This is a genomic window from Castellaniella denitrificans (assembly GCF_042653765.1).
Lineage (GTDB): Bacteria > Pseudomonadota > Gammaproteobacteria > Burkholderiales > Burkholderiaceae_B > Castellaniella > Castellaniella denitrificans.
In genome coordinates this window covers 254448-272701 of sequence record NZ_JBHSEZ010000028.1, presented here as the reverse complement: position 1 = coordinate 272701, position 18254 = coordinate 254448, and the positions used below count along the sequence as shown (strand labels likewise).

The 18254-nt window shown below is 69.0% G+C and carries 18 protein-coding genes; 13 read left to right on the top strand and 5 right to left on the bottom strand.

Annotated elements, in window-relative coordinates; all coding sequences use genetic code 11:
• Positions 1 to 216: 216 nt before the first annotated feature.
• Both ACFO27_RS13355 and coaD read left to right on the top strand, forming a co-directional pair.
• A complete protein-coding gene (locus tag ACFO27_RS13355) occupies positions 217 to 816 on the top strand; it encodes an RsmD family RNA methyltransferase (RefSeq protein WP_376817765.1) in 600 nt (199 codons plus the stop codon).
• Positions 817 to 897: 81 nt separating this feature from the next.
• On the top strand, positions 898 to 1410 hold the full coding sequence (gene coaD, locus ACFO27_RS13350; protein ID WP_376817764.1) for a pantetheine-phosphate adenylyltransferase: 513 nt from the start codon (positions 898 to 900) through the stop codon (positions 1408 to 1410).
• 13 nt (positions 1411 to 1423) lie between these two features.
• Here the strand turns inward: coaD and ACFO27_RS13345 are convergent, their stop codons facing one another.
• Both ACFO27_RS13345 and ACFO27_RS13340 read right to left on the bottom strand, forming a co-directional pair.
• Positions 1424 to 1813 (bottom strand): MOSC N-terminal beta barrel domain-containing protein, encoded by a 390-nt coding sequence (locus ACFO27_RS13345; protein ID WP_376817763.1) that lies wholly within the window; start codon positions 1811 to 1813, stop codon positions 1424 to 1426.
• Positions 1814 to 1836: 23 nt separating this feature from the next.
• Complete coding sequence (locus ACFO27_RS13340) at positions 1837 to 4431, bottom strand: AsmA family protein (RefSeq protein WP_376817762.1); 2595 nt, start codon at positions 4429 to 4431, stop codon at positions 1837 to 1839.
• A 269-nt stretch (positions 4432 to 4700) separates the two neighbouring features.
• On the opposite strand from ACFO27_RS13340, the gene ACFO27_RS13335 reads away from it, so the two are divergent.
• The 8 genes from ACFO27_RS13335 to ACFO27_RS13300 all read left to right on the top strand — a co-directional run bounded on the left by ACFO27_RS13335 (position 4701) and on the right by ACFO27_RS13300 (position 12786).
• A complete protein-coding gene (locus ACFO27_RS13335) occupies positions 4701 to 5981 on the top strand; it encodes a bifunctional O-acetylhomoserine aminocarboxypropyltransferase/cysteine synthase (RefSeq protein ID WP_376817761.1) in 1281 nt (426 codons plus the stop codon).
• An 84-nt stretch (positions 5982 to 6065) separates the two neighbouring features.
• On the top strand, positions 6066 to 7184 hold the full coding sequence (locus tag ACFO27_RS13330; RefSeq protein WP_376817760.1) for a Re/Si-specific NAD(P)(+) transhydrogenase subunit alpha: 1119 nt from the start codon (positions 6066 to 6068) through the stop codon (positions 7182 to 7184).
• On the top strand, positions 7184 to 7492 hold the full coding sequence (locus ACFO27_RS13325; RefSeq protein ID WP_043684843.1) for an NAD(P) transhydrogenase subunit alpha part 2: 309 nt from the start codon (positions 7184 to 7186) through the stop codon (positions 7490 to 7492). Before ACFO27_RS13330 ends, ACFO27_RS13325 begins: the two co-directional genes overlap by 1 nt.
• Entirely contained in the window at positions 7489 to 8928 is a 1440-nt protein-coding gene (locus tag ACFO27_RS13320; RefSeq protein ID WP_376817759.1) for an NAD(P)(+) transhydrogenase (Re/Si-specific) subunit beta, read from the top strand. The genes ACFO27_RS13325 and ACFO27_RS13320 overlap by 4 nt, the downstream gene beginning before the upstream one ends.
• A gap of 132 nt (positions 8929 to 9060) precedes the next feature.
• Positions 9061 to 9798 (top strand): flagellar brake protein, encoded by a 738-nt coding sequence (locus ACFO27_RS13315; protein WP_376817758.1) that lies wholly within the window; start codon positions 9061 to 9063, stop codon positions 9796 to 9798.
• A gap of 117 nt (positions 9799 to 9915) precedes the next feature.
• Positions 9916 to 11166 (top strand): NAD(P)/FAD-dependent oxidoreductase, encoded by a 1251-nt coding sequence (locus ACFO27_RS13310; protein ID WP_376817757.1) that lies wholly within the window; start codon positions 9916 to 9918, stop codon positions 11164 to 11166.
• Positions 11167 to 11175: 9 nt separating this feature from the next.
• On the top strand, positions 11176 to 12117 hold the full coding sequence (locus ACFO27_RS13305) for a 4-hydroxyproline epimerase (RefSeq protein ID WP_376817756.1): 942 nt from the start codon (positions 11176 to 11178) through the stop codon (positions 12115 to 12117).
• A 12-nt stretch (positions 12118 to 12129) separates the two neighbouring features.
• On the top strand, positions 12130 to 12786 hold the full coding sequence (locus ACFO27_RS13300) for a GntR family transcriptional regulator (RefSeq protein WP_376817755.1): 657 nt from the start codon (positions 12130 to 12132) through the stop codon (positions 12784 to 12786).
• Positions 12787 to 12816: 30 nt separating this feature from the next.
• Here the strand turns inward: ACFO27_RS13300 and ACFO27_RS13295 are convergent, their stop codons facing one another.
• Together ACFO27_RS13295 and dapA are read right to left on the bottom strand one after the other, a co-directional pair.
• Positions 12817 to 14298: an aldehyde dehydrogenase gene (locus ACFO27_RS13295; protein ID WP_376817754.1), complete on the bottom strand. Its 1482-nt coding sequence runs from the start codon at positions 14296 to 14298 to the stop codon at positions 12817 to 12819.
• Positions 14299 to 14308: 10 nt separating this feature from the next.
• Positions 14309 to 15184 (bottom strand): 4-hydroxy-tetrahydrodipicolinate synthase, encoded by an 876-nt coding sequence (gene dapA, locus ACFO27_RS13290; RefSeq protein ID WP_376817753.1) that lies wholly within the window; start codon positions 15182 to 15184, stop codon positions 14309 to 14311.
• A gap of 178 nt (positions 15185 to 15362) precedes the next feature.
• Between dapA and ACFO27_RS13285 the strand changes: the two genes are divergently transcribed.
• Positions 15363 to 15590: a 4-oxalocrotonate tautomerase gene (locus tag ACFO27_RS13285; RefSeq protein ID WP_376817752.1), complete on the top strand. Its 228-nt coding sequence runs from the start codon at positions 15363 to 15365 to the stop codon at positions 15588 to 15590.
• Positions 15591 to 15711: 121 nt separating this feature from the next.
• Here the strand turns inward: ACFO27_RS13285 and ACFO27_RS13280 are convergent, their stop codons facing one another.
• Complete coding sequence (locus tag ACFO27_RS13280; RefSeq protein WP_376817751.1) at positions 15712 to 16083, bottom strand: DUF4168 domain-containing protein; 372 nt, start codon at positions 16081 to 16083, stop codon at positions 15712 to 15714.
• 165 nt (positions 16084 to 16248) lie between these two features.
• On the opposite strand from ACFO27_RS13280, the gene ACFO27_RS13275 reads away from it, so the two are divergent.
• Complete coding sequence (locus tag ACFO27_RS13275) at positions 16249 to 16905, top strand: thiopurine S-methyltransferase (RefSeq protein WP_376817750.1); 657 nt, start codon at positions 16249 to 16251, stop codon at positions 16903 to 16905.
• Between the two features lie 197 nt (positions 16906 to 17102).
• Positions 17103 to 18254: methyl-accepting chemotaxis protein (locus ACFO27_RS13270; protein ID WP_376817749.1), on the top strand; the 1152-nt coding region annotated here is incomplete at its 3' end.

Below are 18254 nucleotides of genomic sequence, written 5' to 3'. Positions count from 1 at the left end.
CTCGCCGGCGCGCGCCACCCACGCATCGGGCAGCTCGGTGGGCGCCACCGGCGCCACTTCCGGCGCGTCCGCGGCCTCCGGCGCGCCGGGGGCCGCGTCCTGTTCGAGCGCCGCTTCCTGCGGCGCGGGCGCTTTCTTGCGTTTAAAGAAACTGAACATAGGCTTTACACTGAAAACGATCCGGCCAAGGCCCGGCACGGACCCAGCGGACCGCGCATGAAAAAACACCAGATCCGTATTGTAGGCGGTGCCTACCGCCGCACGCCCATTTCCGTTCCGGAAGGCGATCACCTGCGTCCGACGCCCGACCGGGTGCGCGAGACCCTGTTCAACTGGCTGGCGCATTTCTGGGACGGCTCGTTCGCCGGCCGCCGGGTGCTTGACCTGTTCGCCGGGACGGGAGCGCTGGGCTTCGAGGCCGCATCCCGGGGCGTGGAGACCGTCCAGCTGGTCGAGCAGGCCCCGGCCGCGCTGGCCGGCCTGCGGGCCGTCCAGGCCCGCCTGAAGGCGCCCGCGATCCGCATCCACGCGGGCGAGGCCTGCGCCTTCCTGCGCGCCCAGCAGGCCCCGTCCTACGACCTGGTGATGCTCGACCCGCCCTTCGGCGCGGGCTGGCTGCAACGCCTGCCGCCCCTGCTGGACCGGGCCGTGCTGCCGGGCGGCCTGCTGTATCTGGAATCGGAAGCCCCCTTCGGCGCGCTGCCGCCGGACTGGGCGCTCCTGCGCCAGGGACGCGCGGGCCAGGTCCACTACGGATTGATTCAATTTGCTGCAATGCAAAAAAATATGAATAATGACTGTTCGGAGACACTCTGAACAGCCGCCCGAATCCAGCTCCCGGCATCCGGGATGCTCCGGGATCCGGATACCGATTCCGTCAACTTATACGGAGACCGCATGATCACCGCCGTCTACCCAGGCACTTTCGACCCGCTCACCCGTGGGCACGAGGACCTCGTGCGAAGGGCGGCCAGCCTGTTCGACCAGGTCGTCGTGGGCGTGGCCCACAGCCAGAACAAGCGGCCGTTCTTTACCCTCCAGGAACGCCTGGAGATCGCCGAGGAGGTCCTGGGGCACTACCCCAACGTGCGGGTGCGCAGCTTCGGCGGCCTGCTCAAGGACTTCGTGCGCGAACAGGACGCCCGCGTCATCGTGCGCGGCCTGCGCGCCGTGTCGGACTTCGAGTACGAATTCCAGATGGCCGGCATGAACCGCCACCTGCTGCCCGAGGTCGAGACCCTGTTCATGACCCCGTCGGACCAGTACCAGTTCATCTCCGGCACCATCGTGCGGGAAATCGCCATCCTGGGCGGGGACGTCAGCAAGTTCGTGTTCCCGTCCGTGGAACGCTGGCTGCACGCCAAGGCCAAGGCCCTGCGCGAAGCGCAGGAAGCGGCGAACGGGAAATAAAAAGGCGCCGGATTCAGGCCGGCCAGTCGACGGCCCCGGCGTCCGGATGTACCTTCACCAGCCGGCAGGGCTGGCCCAGCCACTGGGAAAACCAGGCCGCGGCCAGGTCGCCCTCGTCCACGACCCGCACGTCGCGCCCGCCGACCCGCGCGGTGCGTTCGACGCTGACGTCGTCCTCGATCACGTCCAGCGGCACGTCCAGGCGCAGCATGCCGGGCGCGCGGATCACCAGATAGCCGAAGCGCAGGCTGATTTCCAGCCCGGCCAGGCCCGGCGCCCGGCCGGCATCCAGCCATCGGTCCTGGTCATCGACCGCCAGCCAGCGGCGGTCGTAGGGCCGGGCGGCCTCGCCGGCCAGGGGGGCCGCCCCGGCGATCGGCTGAAAAGCGGAATCGGTCGTCATCGCGTGTGTTCCCTTCGTGGCGATCATTGTCCCAGCAGGCCCTTGATGGCCTTGCCGATGCGTTCCACCGGATCGGCGCCGGAGGCCGGCGCCGCGGAGTTCTTCGGGGCCGCGCCCGGCGCCTCGGGCTCGGGCGACGGCAGCGCCTGATCGATCAGGTCCCGTCCCTTGAGCAGTTCCATCAGCCCCGACTTCAGGGCGCGCTGGATCGACGGGTTGCGGACGCTCGACCAGCTCACGTCGTACTCGGGATGGTCCCAGGAGCCGGTGACATGGATGGGGATGGTCGAACCCAGCAGCGGCGTCAGCGCGATATCCAGGCCCTTGGGCAGCCGCGCCGCCACCTGGGCCTGCAGGACCAGGTCCAGGCTGCGGCCGGGCACGTCGATGCGCGCCGGCTTGCCTTCGGACACCCGCACCAGGTCGGACACCACGGACAGCTTCGACAGCGTCCCCTGGCCGTCCTTGAGATCCAGGCGGCCGTCCAGGCTGCTGAAGGCGGTGCTGCGGCGGCTGTCGAACGGCGAGGCCAGGGCGTCCAGGCGCCCCTTCAGGACGTTGCCCAGCGCCGCCGCCACCTCCGTCAGGGTCCGCGAGGCATCCACGCCGAGCACCGCGCCGTCACGCACCTGCACGGCCGCCCTGCCCGTCAGCGACCGCTGCAGGGCATCCAGCGTCGCGCCCTGCGCGCGCAGGTCGATCTGCGCCGCGCCGCGCCCCGACAGCAGGTTCCGGCCCAGCGCGGCCTGGAGCAGGGGCGCCACGGCGACTTTGTCCAGGTTCAGTTTCAGGCCGAAGGTCTGGTCGGCCCCCGCATTGAACTGGCCCGACAGCGTGCCCTCGTACAGGCCGGCCGCCAGCTTGGGAACGGCCAGCGCGCCCTTCTGGACGCGGGCCTGGATGCCGACGCCCATCAACTGCACGTCGCGCACCCGCAAGTCCCCGATCCGCACGTCGCCCTCGACGTCCAGCCCCTGCAGGAACGACAGGTCGATCGGCGCGGGGGCCGCCGGCGGCGCCTGCGCATCGCCGGCCGGGGCCGCGCCCTGGCCCTTCTCGTCCTGGCTCTTGTCCGCTTCCTTTGCGGCGTCCTTGCCCGCGCCGCCCGATCCGGCGACGGGAGACGGCGGCGCCGGCAGCCAGCGGTTCAGATCGAGCTTTTCCGTGTTCAGGGTGAACCGGGTCTGGGGCTGGGGCGTGGCCAGCTTCGTGGTCTGGGACTTGAAGGCGGCCTGCCCGCCGTCGATCACGGCGTTCAGGTCGGCCGCCAGCAGATCCTGGACCAGGTCCAGGTGCACGCTGCCGATCATGGGGAATTCATAGCTGCCGGACGGCAGCGCCTGGTCGCGCACGCCCATGTCGCCCTTGATGGCGCTCAGCGACCCCTTGCGCAGGGCCATGTTCCAGGCCAGCGGCGACGTCAGCTTCAGGCGCAGCAGGCGTTCGCCCTGCGTCAGCGCCCCATCCAGGCTGGCCGTGCGGAACTGCCATTCGCCGGCGTTGCCCGACAGGCCTTCCAGGCCGAGCGAGATGGCCAGCGTGTCGTCGCCGGTCCACTTGAAGGTGCCGGTCACGGGATCGGCCTGGGCGGAATCGGGCGAAATCGCCAGGGCCGGCGCATCCAGGGCCAGGTCCATGGCGCGCCCGCGGTCCTGGCCCACGGCGCGCAGGGCGAGCTTGTCGATCTTGAGCGCGGTATTGCGCTGGTCCAGGCGCAGCTGCGCGGCCGTCAGGCTGGCCTTCAGCCCCTGGATCGGATGGGCGCCGACGATATTGCCGTTCAGGGCCAGTTCCAGGTTGTCCGCGGAAAAATTGCGGGCCTTGCCGTCATAGGCCAGGTTGCCCCGCAGCGTGGCCTGCGACTGGTCCAGATTGCCCAGGCGCCCGTTCAGTTGCACGTTGATCTTCTGCGCCGAATAGCCGCGTCCCCCCGGATTCAGGCGCAGCAGCGCCTGGGCCTGGAGCTGGGCGTTCTGCACCGGATCGTTGCCCGTGATCACGGCCTTCAGGGACACGTCGAAAGGCTGGTCATAGGTGACCCGGCCGGTGTTCGCCTCGATCTGGTCGAAGGTCGTGGACAGGCCGTCGCGCTGGTCGACGTACTGGACCCGGCCCGCCTTCAGTTCCAGGCCGGCGATGTCGATGTTGAGGTCCGAGCCGGCGCCGGACGCGGCCGCGGCGGCGGCCAGGGGCGCGGGCGCCGCCGCGGCGGCCCCGTCCGCGTCCAGCAGGTCGCTGAAATTGAAGCGGCCCTGGGCGTCCCGCACGACATAGGCCTTCAGGCCCGTAACGGCCACGTGGTCCACCACCAGCCGGTTCGACAGCAGCGGCCAAATCGCCACCGCGAAGCGGGCGCTGTCGATGGACACGAAGGTGTCCTTGGCGTCGCGGTTGGACAGGGCCACGTCGCTGACGGACAGGCCGATGCGGGGAAACAGCGACAGGCCGATGTCGCCGTCGATGGTCAGCGTGCGCGCGGTGCGTTCGAACACCAGGGATTCCAGCCTGGACTTGTAGGCGTTCGGATTGAAGGTCAGCAGGAAAATCGCCAGCCCGACCACCGCCAGCAGCAGCGCCACGACCAGGCTGAACAGCACCCGCTTCAACCAGACATTCATTTTTTGACCCACACCCTCGATCGGCAGTCCGCCACAGGCCGGACAACAAACGAAATGCTAACCCATGCCCGCGTCCGGCACGGCCGTTTACGGCGTTCGGCCGCATTCTATTGCACCGCATTGCATTTCGTAGAAGAATGCAATGGGCTTCATATTATCTGTGGTTATATAAAAATGTGATCATAAACCTTACACAGACCTTATATTGAAAGCGCATTCGCCGGTACCATGGCTGATTGCCTCAAACCATGCCGCATAGGAGACACCCCATGACCCGCCGCTTCGAGACCCTGGCGATCCACGCCGGCTACACCCCGGACCCCACGACCAAGGCCGTCGCCGTGCCGATCTACCAGACCACCTCGTACGCGTTCGACGACACCCAGCATGGCGCGGACCTGTTCGACCTGAAGGTGGCCGGCAACATCTACACCCGCATCATGAACCCGACCACCGCCGTCCTGGAAGAGCGCGTCGCCGCCCTGGAAGGCGGCGTGGCCGCGCTGGCCGTGGCCTCGGGCATGACGGCCATCACCTACGCCATCCAGACCCTGGCGCAGGCGGGCGACAACATCGTCTCCACCAGCAAGCTCTACGGCGGCACCTACAACCTGTTCGCCCACACCTTCCCGCGCCAGGGCCTGGAAGTCCGCTTCGCGCCCCACGACGACGTCGCCGCCCTGGAAGCCCTGATCGACGAGCGCACCCGCGCGGTGTTCTGCGAATCGGTCGGCAACCCGGCGGGCAACATCATCGACATCCAGGCGCTGGCCGAGGCCGCGCACCGCCACGGCGTGCCGCTGATCGTGGACAACACGGTCGCCTCGCCCGCCCTGTGCCGCCCCATCGAATGGGGCGCCGACATCGTGGTGCATGCCCTGACCAAGTACATGGGGGGACACGGCACCAGCATCGCCGGGGCCGTCGTGGACAGCGGCAAATTCCCCTGGGCCGAGCACCGCGACCGCTTTCCCATGCTGAACGAGCCGGACCCGTCCTACCACGGCGTGGTCTACACGGAAGCCTTCGGCCCGGCCGCCTTCATCGGCCGCTGCCGCGTCGTGCCGCTGCGCAACACCGGCGGCGCGATCTCGCCCTTCAATTCCTTCCTGGTGCTGCAGGGCATCGAGACCCTGGCCCTGCGCATGGAACGCCACTGCGCCAACGCCCTGGCCGTGGCCCGCTTCCTGCGGGACCACCCGCAGGTCGCCTGGGTGAACTACGCCGGCCTGCCGGACCACCCCGAACACGCCCTGGCGCAAAAATACATGGGCGGGCTGCCCGCCAGCATCCTGTCCTTCGGCATCCAGGGGGGCCGCGCCGCCGGCGCCCGCTTCATCGATGCCCTGCAACTGATCCTGCGGCTGGTCAACATCGGCGACGCGAAATCCCTGGCCTGCCATCCGGCCTCGACCACCCATCGCCAGCTCAGCCCCGAAGAACTCGCCCGTGCCGGTGTCGGCGAAGACATGATCCGCCTGTCCATCGGTATCGAGCACATCGACGACATCCTCGACGATCTGCGCCAGGCGCTGGACGCCAGCCGTTGAAACCGGCTCCGTCCCGCCCCAACCCCCAAGACATCAAGGAAATCCCATGCCGCAATACCGCCGCATCCCCGCCGGGAGGCCGCCATGCAGATAGGCATTCCCCGCGAAACCCTGCCGGGCGAGACCCGGGTCGCCGCCACCCCCGAAACCGTCAGGAAGCTGGTCCAGGCGAGCCATCGGGTCCTGGTCGAACGCGGCGCCGGCACGGCCGCCCGCTATCCCGACGCCGACTATGAAAAGGCGGGCGCCGAACTGGCCGACGCCGGCGCCGCCCTGGGCGGCGAGCTGGTCCTGAAGGTGCGCCGCCCCGACGCGGCCGAACTGGGCCGCATGAAGCCGGGCGCCGTGCTGCTCGGCATGCTGGACCCCTTCGACCGGGACGGCCTGCAGGCCCTGGCGGGCGCGGGCCTCACGGCCTTCGCCCTGGAAGCCGCGCCGCGCACGACCCGCGCCCAGAGCCTGGACGTGCTCTCGTCCCAGGCCAACCTGGCCGGCTACAAGGCCGTGCTGCTGGCCACCCAGTACTACGGCCGCATCTTCCCTATGATGATGACCGCCGCCGGCACCCTGAAGGCGGCCCGCGTGGTCGTGCTGGGCGCGGGCGTGGCCGGCCTGCAGGCCATCGCCACCGCGCGCCGCCTGGGCGCCGTGGTGGAAGCCTCGGACGTGCGCCCCGCCGCGCGCGAGCAGGTCGAATCGCTGGGCGGCAAGTTCATCGACGTGCCCTACGAGACCGACGAGGAGCGCGAGATCGCCGAAGGCGTCGGCGGCTATGCCCGGCCCATGCCGGCCGCGTGGATGGCGCGCCAGGCCGCCCTGGTGGCCGAGCGCTGCAAGCAGGCCGACATCGTCATCACCACGGCCCTGATCCCCGGCCGGCCGGCCCCGACCCTGATCCAGCCGGACACGGTGGCCGCCATGAAGCCGGGCTCGGTCATCGTCGACCTGGCGGTGGAGCGCGGCGGCAACTGCCCGCTGTCGGTGCCGGGCGAGGTCGTCGAGCGCGACGGCGTCACCCTGGTCGGGCTGGCCAACCTGCCCGCCCTGCTGGCGACCGACGCTTCCGCGCTGTACGCGCGCAACGTGCTCGATTTCCTGAAACTCGTCATCGACGCCGAGGGCCGCTACGCCCCGCCGGCTGACGACGACATCGTCAAAGCCTGCCTGGTCTGCAAGGACGGCCAGGTCCTGAGGAGCGCCTGATGGAAGCCGTCAATCCCACCCTGATCAACATCATCATCTTCGTGCTCGCCGTCTACGTGGGCTTCCACGTGGTCTGGAACGTGACCCCGGCCCTGCACACCCCGCTGATGGCCGTGACCAACGCCATCTCGGCCATCGTCATCGTCGGCGCCATGCTGGCGACCGGCCTGACCGACGGCGGCCTGGCCCAGTCCATGGGCGTGTTCGCCGTGGCCCTGGCGGCGGTGAACGTCTTCGGCGGCTTCCTGGTCACCCAGCGCATGCTGGAGATGTTCAAGAAGAAGGAACGCAAGGGAGGCCAGGCATGATCTCGGCCAACCTCGTCACCCTGCTCTACCTCGTCGCCTCGGTCTGCTTCATCCAGGCGCTCAAGGGCCTGTCCCACCCCACCACCTCGCGGCGGGGCAACGCCTTCGGCATGATCGGCATGGCGATCGCCATCCTGACCACGGCGGCGCTCATCGTCGGCCTGGCGCGCGACGGCGCCACCGCCGCCGGCCTGGGGCGCGTGATCCTCGGCCTGCTGGTCGGCGGCGCCATCGGCACCGTGCTGGCGCGCAAGGTCCAGATGACCAAGATGCCGGAGCTGATCGCCTTCATGCACAGCATGATCGGCCTGGCGGCCGTGGCCATCGCCACGGCGGTCGTGGCCGAGCCGCACGCCTTCGGCATCGCCGCGCACGGGGCGCCGATCCCGGTCGGCAACCGGCTGGAACTGTTCATCGGCACCTTCGTCGGCGCCATCACCTTCTCCGGGTCGGTGATCGCCTTCGGCAAGCTGTCGGGCAAGTACAAGTTCCGCCTGTTCCAGGGCGCGCCGGTGGTCTTCCCCGGCCAGCACATGCTGAACCTGCTGCTGGCGATCCTGATGCTGGCCTGCGGCTTCTGGTTCATGGCGACGCAAGCCTGGCTGCCCTTCATCCTCATGACGGCCATCGCCTTCGTGCTGGGCGTGCTGATCATCATCCCGATCGGCGGGGCCGACATGCCGGTGGTGATCTCCATGCTGAACAGCTACTCGGGCTGGGCGGCGGCGGGCATCGGCTTCTCGCTGAACAACCCGATGCTGATCATCGCCGGCTCGCTGGTGGGCTCCTCCGGCGCGATCCTGTCCTACATCATGTGCAAGGCGATGAACCGGTCGTTCTTCAACGTGATCCTGGGCGGCTTCGGCGCCGAGCCGTCCGCCGCGGGCGCGGCGGGCGACGGCGCGCAGCGCAGCGTCAAGTCCGGCAGTCCGGACGATGCCGCCTTCCTCATGAGCAACGCCGAGACCGTCACCATCGTCCCGGGCTACGGCCTGGCGGTGGCGCGCGCCCAGCATGCGCTCAAGGAACTGGCCGCGAAGCTGTCCGACCAGGGCGTCACGGTGAAATACGCCATCCACCCGGTGGCCGGCCGCATGCCGGGGCACATGAACGTGCTGCTGGCCGAGGCCGAGGTCCCCTACGACCAGGTGTTCGAGATGGAGGACATCAACGGCGAATTCGGCCAGACCGACGTGGTGCTGGTGCTGGGCGCCAACGACGTGGTCAACCCGGCGGCCAAGAACGACCCGAACTCGCCCATCGCCGGGATGCCGATCCTGGAGGCCTACAAGGCGCGCACCGTGATCGTCAACAAGCGCTCGATGGCGGCGGGCTACGCCGGCCTGGACAACGAGCTGTTCTACATGGACAAGACCATGATGGTGTTCGGCGACGCCAAGAAGGTCCTGGAGGACATGGTCAAGGCCCTGGAATAGGGGGGCGGCGACGTTTCGCGGGAAGGCCTGCGCATACGGGCTTTCCCGCAGTCCCGGAACGCCGTTTTCCGGGGCCGATCGTTTAGAATTCATCCTTGTCGCACTCTAGGCGTCCCGGCGCAGCCCACGACCATGGCCTTCCAGGAAGACGATCCCTGTCTGGTATCGCAATCGCTCGAAATCAGCTCCATCCTGCAAGGCCTGCTCAGCCAGCGGGTGCTGGTGCGCCTGGACATCCCCGGCAAGGCCGTCTCGATCATCTCCACGCTGCTCGACGTCGACGCGAAGGCCGGCACGCTGCTGCTGGACAACGCCTCCGAGGACCAGATCAACACCCAGCTGCTGCGCGCGCCCGCCGTGCGCCTGCAGGGCACGCTGGACCGCGTGATGATCGAATTCACGGGGCCTCTGAGCCCCGCCATGCACGAGGGCAAGCCCGCCCTGTCGATGGCCTGGCCCACCCAGCTGCGGCGGGTCCAGCGGCGCGAATTCTTCCGAGTCGACATTCCGGCCAGCAACCCCGCCCACTGCCTGATCGAGGACGCCTCCCTGCCGTCCGGCAAGGCCCGCTTCCGGATCGCCGACATCAGCGCAGGGGGCCTGCAGCTGGTGGACCGCGACAACCTGCTCGCCGAAACCCCCGTGGGCACGATCTTCGACGAATGCACGCTGGAACTGCCCGACGCCGGCGAACTGGACATCGCCCTGCGCGTGCTGCGCTCCGCCCACCTGACCCAGGACAACGGCAAGCCGCAGCACCAGGTCGCCTGCCGCTACTTCAATCTGCCGGACAACCGCCAGATCGCCATCCAGCAATACATCGGCACCCTGGAACGCGCCGTCCTCGCCCGCCGCTGGGGCATCGAATGACTCCCGGGGCGCGGTCCCGGAATGCCGGCCCCGGTAAATATATTGGTTGAATATTTACCGCGTCTGTGAAATCATCTCCGGTATCGGATCCATGCGTGATCCTGACCGGCATCCATCATGAACGCTTCCTCCTGTGACGTCGCCATCGTGGGCGGCGGCATCATCGGCCTGAGCTGCGCCCTGTATCTGCGCGAGGCCGGACACGACGTCGTCGTGGTCGAGCGCAACGACCCGGCCAGCGGCGCCAGCCGGGGCAACGCGGGCGCCCTGGCCTTCGCCGAGATCCTGCCGCTGGCCTCCCCGCGCATCATCCGCAAGGCGGCCCGCTGGCTGTTCGATCCGCTGGGGCCGCTCAGCCTGCCGCCCGCCTACCTGCCGCGCATCGCGCCCTGGCTGCTGCGCCTGTGGCGGGCCAGCTGGCCGTCGCATTACCGAGCCAACATCCAGGCCCAGGTCGCCCTGATCGGCCTGGCCCAGGAGGAAATGCTGGCCATGCTGGCCCGCACGGGGCTGGACCGCCACCTGCACACCGAAGGCGTGCTGGAAGTCTACGAAGGCGCCGAGCGCTTCGCCGCCGCCCGGGAAACCGCCCGCCAGCGGCTGGCCTACGGCATCGAGAGCCATCCCGTCCAGGGTGCCGAACTGGCCGAACTGCAGCCCGGCCTGGCGCCCCGCTTCACCCACGGCATGCTGGTGCCCCGCTGGCGCAACGTCGACGATCCCCAGGCGCTGGCCGTGGACATCGGCCTGCGCGCGCAGGCGCTCGGCGCCCGGCTGCTGCGCCGCGAGGTCCGCGCCGTCGAGCCCGCCGCGGAAGGCGGCCGCCTGGCGCTGGACGACGGCACCGCCCTGCAAGCGCGCCGGGTGGTGATCGCCGCCGGCGCCTGGTCGCACCAATTGAGCCGTCCGCTGGGCGACCCCATCCCCCTGGAAACCGAGCGCGGCTACAACACGACCCTGCCGCCGGACGCGCTGGACCTGCGCCGCCAGATCACTTTTTCCGACCACGGCTTCGTGATCTCGCCCCTGAGCTGCGGCATCCGCGTGGGCGGCGCCGTCGAGCTGGCCGGCCTGAAGCGCCCGCCCGACTACCGCCGCGCCCAGGCCATGCTGGACAAGGCCAAGGCCTTCATGCCGGCGCTGCGCACCGAGGGCGGAGAGCAATGGATGGGCTTCCGGCCCAGCCTGCCCGACTCGCTGCCGGTGATCGGCCGCGCCCGGCGCCATCCGGACATTTTCTACGCCTTCGGCCACGGCCACCTGGGCCTGACGCAGTCGGCCGCCACCGCCCGCCTGATCCGCGACCTGGTCGGCGGCCAGGCGCCCGCCATCGACCTCTCCCCCTACCGGCCGGAACGCTTTTTCTGAGGACTCATCATGCATCGCATCTCCATCCTGGATTCCCACACCGGCGGGGAGCCGACCCGGCTGGTGCTCGACGGCTTTCCCGACCTGGGCGGCGGTTCCATGGCCGAACGCCGCCGGCTGCTGGCCGAACGGCACGATGAGTGGCGCAAGACCGTGATCCTGGAGCCGCGCGGCAGCGACGTGCTGGTCGGCGCCCTGCTGTGCGCCCCGGAGGACCCCGCCGCCACGGCCGGCGTGATCTTCTTCAACAACACCGGCTACCTGGGCATGTGCGGCCACGGCACCATCGGCCTGCTGGCCTCGCTGGCCTGGCTGGGCCGCATCGAGCCGGGCGAGCACCGCATCGAGACCCCGGTGGGCACCGTCACCGCCACGCTGCACGACGACGGTTCGGTCAGCGTGCGCAACGTCCCCGCCTACCGCCACCGCAAGGCGGTCGCCGTGGACGTCCCCGGCCACGGCATCGTGCATGGCGACATCGCCTGGGGCGGCAACTGGTTCTTCCTGGTGGACGCCCCCGACCGCGTCGTCCCCGGGGCCGACCGGGCCGCACTGACCGAATACACCTGGGCCATCTGCCAGGCCCTGGACGCCCAGGGCATCCGGGGGCGCGGCGACGCGCGCATCGACCACATCGAGCTTTTCGGCGCCGACGAGGACGCCGACAGCCGCAATTTCGTGCTGTGCCCCGGCAAGGCCTACGACCGTTCGCCCTGCGGCACCGGCACCAGCGCCAAGCTGGCCTGCCTGGCCGCCGACGGCAAGCTCGCCCCGGGACAGGTCTGGCGCCAGTCCAGTATCATTGGCAGCCAGTTCCAGGCCAGCTACGAGCCGGGCGAGCACGGCGAGGTCATCCCGACCCTGCGCGGGCGCGCCCACATCAGCGGCGAAACCACCCTGATCCTGCAGGACGACGACCCCTTCCAGTGGGGCATCGAACCGCAGTCCTGATCCTTCCGCGCCATGACTTCCGCATCCCCTACCGTCAAGATCCGCGCCACCGAGGCGGCCTACGACCGCATCGAGCAGATGATCGCCACGCTGCAGCTGGAACCCAACCAGCCGATCGTGGAAAGCGACCTGATCCAGATGACCGGCCTGGGCCGCACGCCGATCCGCGAGGCCCTGATGCGGCTGATCGCCAGCGGCCTGATCGAGCAGCAGCCCCGGCGCGGACTGCGCGTCAGCGAGATCCGCATCGCGGAACACCTGATCCTGATCGAGACCCGGCGGGTGCTGGAACGGCTGATCGCGGGGTCCGCGGCCCGCCGCGCCACGACCGGGCAGCGCGCAGCCCTGCTGCAATGCGCGCACGACATGACGGCGGCCGCGCGCCGGGGTGACCTGGCGGGCTACATGCAGGCCGACCAGGCGCTGGACCGCGTGACCCACGAGGCCAGCCGCAATCCCTATGCCGTGCAAGCGATCATCCCGATGATCATCCAGTGCCGGCGCTTCTGGTACGCCTACCAGCACGAGGGCGACCTGGAGCGCGGCGCCCGCTGCCACCTGATGCTGGCCGAGGGCATCCACGCCAACGACCCGGACCGGGCCATCGCCGGCGCGGACGCGCTGATGGACTACCTGATGGAATTCACCCACACGGTGATAGAAGGATGAAAAAGGCGCCTTACGGCGCCTTTTTCATCCTCAATTCACATACCAGATCGTCTTGACCTGCTGGTACTGGTCCAGGGCCTCCAGGCCGTTGTCGCGGCCGCCGAAGCCGGACTGCTTGTAGCCGCCGAACGGGGTGGTGATGTCGCCTTCCGAGAAACCGTTGACCGACACCGTACCCGCCTGGATGGCGCGCGCCACGCGCTGGGCGCGGCCCACGTCGCGGGTGTACAGGGACGCGGCCAGGCCGTAGTTGCTGTCGTTGGCCAGTTCGATGGCCTCGGCCTCGGTCTCGAAGGTGGACACGGCCAGGATGGGGCCGAAGACCTCTTCGCGGAACAGCCGCGATTCGCGCGTGACGCCGTCGAAGATGGTCGGTTCGACGTACCAGCCGCTGCCCAGCTCCGAATGGATGCGCCCGCCGTGCGCCAGGCGCGCGCCCTCGGCCGCCGCGCCTTCCAGGAAGCCGCGCACCTTGTCGAAGTGCGCGCGCTCGACCATGGGGCCGATCTGCACGGACTCGTCCGTGGGCAGGCCGACCTTCCAGTCCGACAGGCGCGCGCGCAGGCGGTCCAGCACCGCGTCCTTGACGCTCGCCTGGACGATCAGGCGCGAGCCGCAGCTGCAGTTCTCGCCCATGTTCCAGAAGGCGGCGGCCAGCACGTGGTCCACCAGCCCGTCCAGGTCCGCGTCCTCGAAGATCACCTGGGGGCTCTTGCCGCCGCATTCCAGGACGATCTCCTTCAGGTTGCTTTCGGCCGAGTATTTCAGGAAATAGCGGCCGACCTCGGTGGAGCCGGTGAAGGACACCACGTCCACGTCCATATGGCGGCCGAGCGCCTGACCGACTTCCTCGCCCAGGCCGGTCACCAGCTGCAGCGCGGCGGCCGGGACGCCGGCCTCGTGGGCCAGCTGGGTCATGCGGTAGGCGCTCAGGGAGGTCAGCTCGGCCGGCTTGACGATGACCGAATTACCGGCCGCCAGCGCGGGCGCGACCTTCCAGGCGTACATCTGGGCCGGGAAGTTCCAGGGCAGCACGGCCCCCACCACGCCGATGGGTTCCTTGACGATCAGGCCCGTGGCGGCCGGCCCGGTCGGGGCGATGCGGCCGAAGCACTTGTCGATGGCCTCCGCGTACCAGCGGAAGGTGTCCAGCGTGGCCGGCAGGTCCGTGTTCAGGCACTCGGTGATCGGCTTGCCGGCGTCGATGCAGTCCAGCGCCGCCAGTTCCTCGGCGTGGGCCTCCATCAGGTCCGCCCAGGCCAGCAGCACGCGCTTGCGTTCGGCGGGAGCCCGCTGCGACCATTCGCCGGACTTGAAGCTGGCGCGCGCCACGCGCACCGCCAGATCGACGTCGGCCGCGGTGCCCGATTCCAGGGCGCCGATCACGCTGTTGTCGATCGGCGTGGTGTTGTCCATCCGGGCGCCCGGCGCGTCATGGCCGGGAATCAGGTGGCCGGCCCACAGGCCGCCCTCGCGGGCCTGGGCGAAAATCTGTTCCTTGGTTTGCGGCATGGCGGTCTCCTCAGCCCTGGTAGGCGTCCAGCAGCGCCAGGAAGGCGCGTTCATCCTGTTCCGACAGCGGCGCCAGGGGCAGGCGCACCGGGCCGGCCTCGATGCCGTGGCGGCGGCAGCCCAGCTTGGCCTTCTGGTTGTAGTCGCCGGATTCCATGGCCTGGATCACCGGATACATGCCGCTCATCAGGCGGCGGACCTCGTCCCACTGCCCCTTGCCGGCGGCCTCGACCATGGCGGCCTGCTCGGCCGGGAAGACGTTGGCGCCGCCGCTGATCCAGCTGCGCACGCCCCAGAACAGGAAATCGGCCGCCATGTCGTCGGAGCCGCTGATGATCTGGAAATCCGGGATGCCGGCCTGGATCAGGGCCAGGGCGCGGTTGAAGCTGCCGCTGCTTTCCTTGATGCCGACGATGTTGGGGATGCGCGCCAGTTCGATCACCGTGTCCACGGCGATCTGCACGCCCACCCGCGCCGGGAAGTCGTACATGATGATGGGCAGCTTCGTGGCCTGCGCCACCGTGCGGAAGTGCTGCGCGATGCCGGCCTGCTCCGGCAGGCTGTAGGGCGGCGTGGACAGCATCAGGCCGTCGTAGCCCAGGGCCTCGGCCTGGTGCGCGTTGCGGATGGCCTGGGTCGTGGACAGGGCGTTGATGCCGGCGATCGCCGTCACGCGGCCCCGCGTGGCCTCGGCCACCGTGCGCAGCACCAGCTCGCGCTCGTCGTCTTCCAGCGCATAGTATTCGCCCGTAGTGCCGCAAGCGACGATGCCGGCGACGCCGGCCTCGATGAAGCGCTCCACCAGCCGGCGCAGCGCGTTGGCGTCGACGCGGCCGTCCGCCGCGAACGGGGTGACGATGGGAACCAGGACTCCTTCGGTTTTCATATGCTTTCCTAGAGGCAGACGTGATATGGCCCGGAGGCCCGGGCGAAAACGGGGCTCGCAATGCGCCACGAATTAATATCCAACAAATATATTTATAGCACGATCACGAACGCCGTCAATGACCCCGGCACAGAAAGCGCCCACGGTCTGGACACGAAACGAAGGGAGGCCGCGCGATATGCTAGGCTCCCCCTCCCAACCTCACAGGAGCCACGCCATGCCGACAATGCACATCGAACTGTTCGAGGGCCGCACCCCCGAAAAGAAGCGCGAACTCGTCCGCGCCCTGACCGAGCGCACCTGCGAAGTCCTGGGTTGCCAGCCGGACTCGGTGGACATCATCCTGACCGAGATCAGCAAGGACCGCTGGGCCACGGGCGGCGTGTTCTGGTCCGAAAAGAACTGATTCCGCCCGGGCGGAACGCCCGCGCGATCCCGGGGGCGGCGGACGGCATCCCCGCCAACCCCCGCGCCTCCGACCGCCGGGCGGATCGGCCCCGGGGCCGGACGGCTCCGGGGCATCGCCGTCACTTGCCGACCAGGCGCTCGACCTTCTGGCGCAATTCGGGATTTTCGCGCACGGCGCGGCTGATGCCGTTGTATTCGGCGACGCTCATGCCGCCCGCCTCGACCTGGTCCACCATCTTCTGGTCGGCCTCGACGCGGACCGCCTGCTTGGCCGGCTCGTCCTGGGCGGCCTCGAGCTTGGGCTGGTATTCCGCCGCCACGGCGCTGACCTTGCGCACAGCGGCCGCATAACGCTGCAGCTGCTCGTCGGTCGGCTGGTCCACGGCCTCGTAGGCCGCCTGGGCGCCCGCCGTCCGGGCGACCGTCAGGGGGCCGGCCAGGCCCAACGCAATGACGGAAGCGGCTAGAAAGCCCTTCAACACCTGGTTCATTCTGTACTCCTGCGTTGCGTGATCGACTGTTTCATCATCGCGGCGGAGGCGGAGCGTTTCAAGTTTCCCGATGTACGGTCCTGTGTCATCATGCCACCAGCCGCCGCCGGAACCGGACGCTTCCCAGTCCGGCATGCGCATGCCCATTCCCGCGAAGAGACACACATGGATACGGATTTCTGGCTGCAACGCTGGGAGCTCGGACAGACCGGCTTCCATCAATCCCGCGTCATGCCCCTGCTGCAGAAACACTGGCCCGGGCTCGGACTGCCGGCCGGCAGCCGGGTGCTGGTGCCCCTGGCCGGCAAGACCCTGGACGTCGCCTGGCTGGCGGCGCAGGGCCACGACGTGCTGGCCGTGGAACTCTCGCCGATCGCCGTCGGGCAGTTCTTCGAGGAACACGCGCTGCGGCCCGAAATCCGGCCCACGCCCCAGGGCACCCTGTACCGCGCCGGATCGATCGAGTTCCTGTGCGGCGACATCTTCGGCCTGGGCGCGGAGACCCTGGCCGGCTGTGCGGCCTGCTATGACCGCGCCGCCCTGATCGCCCTGCCGCCGGAACTGCGCACGCGCTATGCGCGCCACGTCTACGGCCAGTTGCCCATCGGCTGCCGCGCGCTGCTGCTGACCCTGGACTATCCGCAGTCGGAAATGGACGGTCCGCCGTTCTCCGTGCCCGAATCCGAGATCCGGGCGCTCTACGGCGACCGCTGGCGCATCGAACGGCTGGAGACCCGCGACGTCCTGGCACAGGAACCCAAGTTCGCCGAGCGCGGGGTGTCCCGCATGGACACCGGCGTCTTCCGCCTGACGGCCGCCTGACCCGGCGCCCGTCCCGGCCTCGCCGCCGGATCGTACGCCGCCGATTCGATGCGATTCCCGCATGAACAAAGAGGTTATACACCGGTAAACAAAATACTGGGGGCCTTATTGCCCTCTGCTGGATCGATCATGATTCCAGGGTTTTCCCTAACATTGAGGGCATTCTTCTCACGAATGGCGCGCATCGCCGGACCCTCATGAAAAACCTCAAGATCAGTACGCGGCTCGCCGCGGCTTTCGGCTTCCTCCTGTCCCTGGCCCTGATCCTGGCGCTGATCGGCATCTGGAACGCCATCAACGCCCAGTCGATCGCCGAGGAAATCGGCCAGCGCCGCCAGGCCGGCCAGCTGATGGACCGGTGGATCCGGGCCGTCGATGTCCGCGCCAACCAGGTCATGGCCTACGCCCTGGTCTCGGATCCGGAAATGGTCGAGTACTTCAAGGAGGGGATCAGCGACGCGACGAAGAAAATCAGCGAATACACCCGGCAGGCCGACACCCTGTTCACCACGCCCGAGTCCCGGCGCCTCTTCCAGCACATCATGGACCAGCGCGCCAGCTACCTGGGCACCCTCGACACCATCTACAAGGCGCTGGACGAGCACCAGGCCATGGTCGCCAACGACATCGTCCGGGAACGCCTGCCCGAGATCAACCGGACCTATCTCGCCAGCATCGAGGCGCTGAACACCTACCAGCAGGAACAGATCGACCTGGCCCAGCGGCAATCGGCGGACCAGGCCACGCTGAGCGAACGCATCCTCGCGCTGGCCACGATCCTGGCCTTCATCCTGGGGCCCCTGTTCGCCTGGCGCGTCATGCGCGCCATCACCGGACCGCTGCGGCGCGCGGTCACGGCCGCCGAGGCCATCGCGCAACGCGACCTCAGCCATGAAATCCACGTGGACTCGGCGAATGAAATCGGCCAGTTGCTGAACGCCCTGGCCACCATGACCCGCAATCTGCGCGGCGCCCTGGGCGAAGTGCGCAGCGGTTCGGACGCGATCGCCTCGGCCTCGGCGCAGATCAGCGCCGGCAACCTGGACCTGTCCTCGCGCACGGAAGAACAGGCCAGTTCCCTGGCCGAGACCGCCGCCACGATGGAGGAAATCACCGCCACCGTGCGCCAGAACGCCGACAACGCCCAGCAGGCCAACACACTGGCCGCCTCGGCCGCCAGGACCGCCACCGACGGCGGCGCCATCGTCGCCGAGCTCGTCTCCACCATGGGCGAGATCAACGCCAAGTCCCAGCAGGTCGCCGACATCATCGGCGTCATCGACTCCATCGCCTTCCAGACCAACATCCTCGCCCTGAACGCCGCGGTCGAGGCCGCCCGCGCCGGCGAA

Coding starts and splice junctions, on each gene's coding strand:
- ACFO27_RS13325 (WP_043684843.1), top strand. CDS start 7,184: ATGGAAGCCGTCAATCCCACCCTGATCAACATCATCATCTTCGTGCTC.
- ACFO27_RS13345 (WP_376817763.1), bottom strand. CDS start 1,813: ATGACGACCGATTCCGCTTTTCAGCCGATCGCCGGGGCGGCCCCCCTG.
- ACFO27_RS13285 (WP_376817752.1), top strand. CDS start 15,363: ATGCTAGGCTCCCCCTCCCAACCTCACAGGAGCCACGCCATGCCGACA.
- dapA (WP_376817753.1), bottom strand. CDS start 15,184: ATGAAAACCGAAGGAGTCCTGGTTCCCATCGTCACCCCGTTCGCGGCG.
- ACFO27_RS13280 (WP_376817751.1), bottom strand. CDS start 16,083: ATGAACCAGGTGTTGAAGGGCTTTCTAGCCGCTTCCGTCATTGCGTTG.
- ACFO27_RS13315 (WP_376817758.1), top strand. CDS start 9,061: ATGGCCTTCCAGGAAGACGATCCCTGTCTGGTATCGCAATCGCTCGAA.
- coaD (WP_376817764.1), top strand. CDS start 898: ATGATCACCGCCGTCTACCCAGGCACTTTCGACCCGCTCACCCGTGGG.
- ACFO27_RS13310 (WP_376817757.1), top strand. CDS start 9,916: ATGAACGCTTCCTCCTGTGACGTCGCCATCGTGGGCGGCGGCATCATC.
- ACFO27_RS13295 (WP_376817754.1), bottom strand. CDS start 14,298: ATGCCGCAAACCAAGGAACAGATTTTCGCCCAGGCCCGCGAGGGCGGC.
- ACFO27_RS13335 (WP_376817761.1), top strand. CDS start 4,701: ATGACCCGCCGCTTCGAGACCCTGGCGATCCACGCCGGCTACACCCCG.
- ACFO27_RS13320 (WP_376817759.1), top strand. CDS start 7,489: ATGATCTCGGCCAACCTCGTCACCCTGCTCTACCTCGTCGCCTCGGTC.
- ACFO27_RS13275 (WP_376817750.1), top strand. CDS start 16,249: ATGGATACGGATTTCTGGCTGCAACGCTGGGAGCTCGGACAGACCGGC.
- ACFO27_RS13300 (WP_376817755.1), top strand. CDS start 12,130: ATGACTTCCGCATCCCCTACCGTCAAGATCCGCGCCACCGAGGCGGCC.
- ACFO27_RS13355 (WP_376817765.1), top strand. CDS start 217: ATGAAAAAACACCAGATCCGTATTGTAGGCGGTGCCTACCGCCGCACG.
- ACFO27_RS13330 (WP_376817760.1), top strand. CDS start 6,066: ATGCAGATAGGCATTCCCCGCGAAACCCTGCCGGGCGAGACCCGGGTC.
- ACFO27_RS13340 (WP_376817762.1), bottom strand. CDS start 4,431: ATGAATGTCTGGTTGAAGCGGGTGCTGTTCAGCCTGGTCGTGGCGCTG.
- ACFO27_RS13305 (WP_376817756.1), top strand. CDS start 11,176: ATGCATCGCATCTCCATCCTGGATTCCCACACCGGCGGGGAGCCGACC.